Source organism: Sulfitobacter sp. G5_S2_6_S6, from assembly GCF_054968505.1.
This window is the reverse complement of sequence record NZ_JBQKUI010000020.1, coordinates 1-5,578: the sequence shown is the minus strand read 5'-3', so window position 1 is coordinate 5,578 and position 5,578 is coordinate 1. Positions and strand designations below refer to the sequence as shown.

Genomic DNA, 5,578 nt, shown 5'->3' with positions numbered 1-5,578 from the left:
TTACTTATAGGTCTAATCTGCAATCTCGGGTTGACTCCAATTGGTGGGTTGGGCTTTGTTTCATTATGGCGCGAAGCCTAGGTGGGGCGCGACCTACCCGGCTCTTATGGAGTCGACGGCGTCCTTTTTGGGAAACTGAATTGGTGACGGTGGTTCGAAAGACCTACCGGATGGTGCGGCTTACTTCGGTGGTCGTATCCCCTTACTCTATGCGCCCCACCGATAAATTAGAGTAGGTGGTTATGCGTAACGAACTGAGGCTAGAAATCAAAAGGCTAAGCAAGAAGACTTTTGATGAAGAGCGATCAAAAGCTGATCAGAAAGCGAAGTACCGAGAAAAGTTTACACGCCGTACCAATGTCGACGCATCACTTCCGTCAGTTAGAGGCCAAACACCTCTGCACCGTCATTTTGACCCAAGGCACTGCAAGCGTAACGCAAACGTAATCGCTACAGCCATCTGGCATAAGGTTCTTCGAGAAGAATATGAACCCGAACCTGCATTACACTTCCTGATACCAAAGGCAGATGGAACGAGCAGAGAGATTACTGCTTTCGGTATTCCTGACGCGGCTTTGGCCAACGTACTTCTTCGGCGGACTTTGAATAGAAATAGAAAGCGGCTCTCACCTCATTCGTATGCATATCACCCTGATAAAAACGTATTTGATGCGATCTTGGCTTTAAGAGACTTTGATAAGGATGGGAAGTTATTTGCCGTTCAGATCGACTTTGAAAAATACTTCGATAACATCCCCGCCAACTACCTTAAAAAGAAAATCGCGGATCGATCTGCCGTGAGTTTGACGCCCCATGAACGCCATATTTTCAAGTCGTTTCTTCACCACCGCTTCGGTAATGTAGAGGCGCATCGAATTCAACAGTTTCGTCGCAAGGTCAAGGGAACACCCCAAGGCTCATCTTCCTCACTCTTTCTTGCCAATCTCGCCAACCACGACCTTGATCGAAAATTATCGGCGGAGTCAGGAAAGTTCGTTCGATTTGCCGATGATGTCGTCGCCATCTGCGGGAGCTATGAAGAAGCCCAGCGCCTTGAGCGCTGCTTTGATCGGCATTGCTCGGAAAGTGGATTAATTATCAATAGGCAGAAGTCGCCTGGAATCGCCGTGATATCCGATCACCAGCATGAAATCCGTACGATTAATGATTTCACATATTTGGGTTACGGTTTCAGCGACAAGGGGCTGATACTCCCTCAAAAAACAAAGAAAAAGCTAGAGCAGAAGGTGTCCCGATTGATCAATATTTACTTGATCAACGCGCTAAAACACGGGTTCAATCCTAAAAGAGCTCATAGAGCAGAGGGCTATGATTGGGACTTGCTGGGTTTGATCTACGAACTTAGGCGTGGATTTTACGGAGGGCTTAAGGAAAGCGAAATCCAAGACTTCATTTACGGTGGCAAGCGACTCTCAAAAATGCGAGGACTCATGGGGTTCTACTGCCTGATCGAAGACCCCTCCGTTCTGAGGGCGCTCGATGGCTGGACTGTCAATATGGTTCGTCGAGCTTGTGTTGAACGTCACCGCATCCTGAAAGCCAAATATCGAAGCGACTGTCCAACGCCATCCAATCAAGGGCTGATCTCGGGGAATTGGATTGCACCAACCGCTTGGCGGGATCACTTTGATTCAAATAATGATGTTGAAACTGGGTTCCCGAGTTTGGTTCGCGGTTGGCGGGCAGCAAGAAAGCACTTTTTTACCTTCGGACTCGAGGAGGTTCAGGCTCCAGGATACAACTCTTCATTTGATGTCTCATCTCTTTTTGATGTTCTTGAATATTGACGTCCAAGAGAAGCATTCCCAGCGCGTTTCCCTCCCAAAAAAACTATCGCAGCTAGTTCGTTCCCGATTACCGCCAACCAGATAAAAAAAGAAAAGTAAGAGTGTCCCCGTCCAGCAAGAGCGAGATGGGGACAATTATTCGGGTTCGGCGCTTTGATCGAAAGCGTCTTTCAGCATCTGCATATTATAGTCCCAGCCGAGTTTCATAGTTTCAGCCGTGTCCTTAGTCACTCCCCATACGGACCCTCCGCTATTCTTAGCCGTTTCCCACGCGCCTGCGAATGACGCCTGAGGAAATTGCCAGTCTTCAAGATCTGGCGCATAGCTCTTAGCCGTTTCCCATGCGACCGCTGGCGATGTTGAGGCACTGGTCCAAATCTCGTCCTTCGTCGGCACCTGCATGCCGCAAACTTCTTTCACGTCAGCAGCGTAGGCCAGAGACGGGTTGATCGACACCTCCAGTTCACGGAGGTCTTTCAAGTTATCGCAGCTGTCTTTCAACTCGTAACCCGTGACAGCGACAGCCACCCCCACGCCTAGTAGCGGGATACTTTCGCCAAAAATCGCGGCTACGTTCCTCTTCGCTCCAAGGGCTGTTCGCTTTGATATTCGCCCTACCGTATCTTCAACCGCGTGACCGAGCGGCTTTATCTCTTTTCGGTAGGTCACGTTGGGATTCTTAATCGTGGCCGAAAGACTGGCAATGCGTCGATCACGACCTGCGAGGTCATCAGTGAGCGAGGCGATGCGTTTCCTGTCTTTCGTCAATTCACCGCTTAGCTTTGCTGCCCTTTTGTCTTTAAGGTCTAGGTCAGCGTTCAGATCTTTGATTTGCTTCTCATTGACCGCGTTTTTTCTTCGAAGCTCAGATGCTACTGCTGACGCTCCGGTAACAGCTTCAAATACTGCCGACAGAGCCATCGCTATGGTGCTAAATGCAACCGTCGCGACATTCAGCGCCAGTGACGATACCAAAGCTAAGGTAAGAGCCAGATATTTTAACTTTTTCAAATCATAGGACCTTTTCTTTGAAGTTCCCCGGCCAGTGTTGACCAGCCGGGGTTTTGCTTACGAATAGCTTCGTTTTACGACGTAGTCAGCGAGCCATTGCCAGTAGTAGTTCGCGCTGATGAACCCTTGATCTTGCGCGGCCACATTTTCTGCCTCTCGACGGGACAACCCACCATCAAACTCAGCTATAGCAGCCCTTTCCTCAAACTCCTCAATGTTTGGTGGCACCATCATTGCGGCAACCTTATCTGGTCAACGATGGACCGCTTTTGCTCGTCTGAGATACCTGCGGAGTAGATGCCATAGGTGATCCCGTTCTCGGATCTAGCTGACTTGTGCCCAACCAGTGATGCCGTCCAATGCTCCGGAACTCCCGTCCTTTCGCACTGAGTGATGAACCACTTACGCGTTGAGTGGAAGACTAGCCTGTCTAGGGTTAACCACTCCCGTACCCTCGCAAACCGCTTGGTGACGAGATTAACGGTCAAGTCTGGGAACAGCGGCCCCTCAGCGGGCAGATGTTGGAACACTGCGTCCAGAGCGGAATGCAGCGGTATCATACGCTCCGCAGCATCGGTTTTCAGAAGCCGTACCTCGTTGGGTCTAATGTGGATGAACGACCCTAGGTTAGCCTTATTCACCAGATCTTGCCTTAGCAGGCCGACAGCTTCTCCCGCACGCATACCCGTAAGAAGACACGTCAGCAGAACAGGTTGGAGCACTGGATCGTTGTGACCCAGTAGACGGCGCACCTCTTCATCAGTTGGAACGGCGTAAGGTTGCTGGCGTACCTTAGGTTCGAAGCGGACCGAAAGAAACGGGTTAACCTCAAGATGACCTTCGTAGACCAGCCAGTCGATGAAGTGGTTGACCTGAGACCAGATACGCCGCTGGGTTCTCGGCGTGATCGTTACGTTGGCTTGGTTGGAGAAGAGAACCAGCTGGGTAAGCGTCAGCCCCCGGGTCGTTTCGGACTTCCCGATGATTGGCGATAGCTGAGCAACCAGCCCAAGGAACTCCCGCCCAACATCGCGGTTCAGGTCGGTCACTGGCAGTCGACCATACTTGCTGAGGAATAACCCGACTGAATAGCGAACACTCTTGAACCCACTAGGCCTGAGTTGATTGCTTCTCAGGTCCAGATAGGTACGACCCACTTCTCTTACGGAAGGCACGGGTCGCCGCATCTTTGCCTCAAACTTAACGCTACCAGAGGCCTCCAGAGCAGCCCGTAGGTGACCTATAGCGTTGGCGGACGACTGTGCCCATGGCAGCATCTCCGCGGCGCTCTCTGGGGCAACTCCGATACACTCGGTCACCGATCGGGCTTGAGATACTGTCTTTTCGAACTGGGCATTCAGTTCAGCGGCCCGCGCCCTCGCAGCAGTCGGATCGCCAGTTTTTAGGGATTGCTTCAAGACGGGGTGTCCAAGAACCAGAGCAACGTCCTTTGGGTAGTGGCGACGGTAGAGCCACGTGTGACCCTTCAAGTACGCATACTTAATCTGAGCAGACATGCGTCTCCTCCTTTTCAGTTTTGATTTGGGGGAAAGGGCCTAGCCCTCGTGAACCTTCAGGATTAGGTCGAATGACGGTTCGCCGTATTCGCCCGCTAGTGGTCCGGTGATTGAGTAGCCGCCAACGCAGTCTTCATGGACTTCCGAGATGCGAAACAGGTGCTCTGGGATGTCGTCAAAGGCGTAGATAACTACTACGGTGCCTTCTTGCAGTTCCATGGCTCAATCGAACCAACAAGCGAAGATGAGCAAGAAGAGCAGGGCCAGTAAATCGCGACCCCACGATATGTTTTCTTTGGGGAACTTCGGTAGACTAAAGGGTTGGGAAAGCATCAGAAACCTCCATCGATTGCTATCGATTTAGATACGTCGCTTCCCTCAGTTTGATGGAGTATTCCAATCGCTTAGGGCAGTGTGTGGACTAAAGTTGTCCTCCCTGTACACTGCGGCGAAGGTCTGGTTGGATACCACTAAGATCGTTGTCGTCACATCAGAAGTTGCTAAGCTGCATTATGCCCAAATATTCGATCCGACACGACAAGACTGAAGCTAAGAGCCATTTACTGGGTGACGGCAAACTCGCTCTAGGGTTCACTTTGGGAAGTTTAGCGATCGTCCTCGCTTATATCGCATATGAGGTTTTTGGTCCTACGCAGGACTTCTCAGAGTATTTGACAATCGCCCCTCTCATTATTTCATTGCTCGTTGCGATGGGATCGACCTACTTTGCAGCCAATGCTTTACTTGAACAACGCACAATGCGTGAGGCGGGTACCGATCCAGTATTAGTTGCGCATCTAGGACAAAGAGAGGACGCACGTGAGCTGATTACATTCAAAGTCTCCAATGTTGGGGCGGGGGCGGCTTTGAATGTTCAACTCGACGTGGAGCGTCCAGATGATGAAGCGGATGATTGGAAAAAAAGAAGTTTTTTGCAGAACATTTTTTTGCCCCGCCAACCTTTTGCGGTAATTCTTCAGGGACATTCGATAGAGTTTAGCCTTTCATTAGGTTGGCATTTACTGGGTCAAGATTCCACCCAGCAAGTCGATCAGAACTTGCCGCTCAACGCATTGCCACCCTTCAAAGCTAAGCTAACGTATGAAGATTTGGCTGGAGGGAAATACGATGCGGAATTTACTATCGATGTGAATGAACTGCAGGGCCTAGGAGCAAACAAATCGCCTCAGATGAGAATGGTTGCAGCATTGGAAGCAATTGCAAAAAAGAACTGAGTGATCG

Annotated in this window: 5 protein-coding genes; 2 read left to right on the top strand and 3 right to left on the bottom strand. The window is 50.5% G+C overall.

What is annotated here, in order from left to right; translation table 11 throughout:
- Positions 1–242 precede the first annotated feature (242 nt).
- A complete protein-coding gene (locus ACTRWK_RS17465) occupies positions 243–1,808 on the top strand; it encodes a reverse transcriptase domain-containing protein (RefSeq protein WP_407474422.1) in 1,566 nt (521 codons plus the stop codon).
- A gap of 135 nt (positions 1,809–1,943) precedes the next feature.
- Here ACTRWK_RS17465 and ACTRWK_RS17460 read toward each other — a convergent pair whose 3' ends face one another.
- From ACTRWK_RS17460 to ACTRWK_RS17450, 3 genes are read right to left on the bottom strand one after another with little or no spacing between them, the layout of a single operon-like run.
- Complete coding sequence (locus tag ACTRWK_RS17460) at positions 1,944–2,819, bottom strand: hypothetical protein (RefSeq protein ID WP_340264006.1); 876 nt, start codon at positions 2,817–2,819, stop codon at positions 1,944–1,946.
- A 57-nt stretch (positions 2,820–2,876) separates the two neighbouring features.
- Positions 2,877–3,053, bottom strand: coding sequence for a hypothetical protein (locus ACTRWK_RS17455; protein ID WP_462844107.1), 177 nt, complete (start codon positions 3,051–3,053; stop codon positions 2,877–2,879).
- The gene (locus ACTRWK_RS17450; RefSeq protein ID WP_340264004.1) at positions 3,050–4,336 is read right to left on the bottom strand and encodes a DUF6538 domain-containing protein; all 1,287 of its coding nucleotides are present in this window, start codon (positions 4,334–4,336) and stop codon (positions 3,050–3,052) included. Before ACTRWK_RS17450 ends, ACTRWK_RS17455 begins: the two co-directional genes overlap by 4 nt.
- Before the next feature lie 512 nt (positions 4,337–4,848).
- On the opposite strand from ACTRWK_RS17450, the gene ACTRWK_RS17445 reads away from it, so the two are divergent.
- Complete coding sequence (locus ACTRWK_RS17445) at positions 4,849–5,571, top strand: hypothetical protein (protein WP_340264002.1); 723 nt, start codon at positions 4,849–4,851, stop codon at positions 5,569–5,571.
- Positions 5,572–5,578: the final 7 nt, after the last annotated feature.

Bases quoted from the DNA above. Each gene is read 5' to 3' on its own strand.
- ACTRWK_RS17465 (WP_407474422.1), top strand. From the start codon at position 243: ATGCGTAACGAACTGAGGCTAGAAATCAAAAGGCTAAGCAAGAAGACT.
- ACTRWK_RS17450 (WP_340264004.1), bottom strand. From the start codon at position 4,336: ATGTCTGCTCAGATTAAGTATGCGTACTTGAAGGGTCACACGTGGCTC.
- ACTRWK_RS17445 (WP_340264002.1), top strand. From the start codon at position 4,849: ATGCCCAAATATTCGATCCGACACGACAAGACTGAAGCTAAGAGCCAT.
- ACTRWK_RS17455 (WP_462844107.1), bottom strand. From the start codon at position 3,053: ATGATGGTGCCACCAAACATTGAGGAGTTTGAGGAAAGGGCTGCTATA.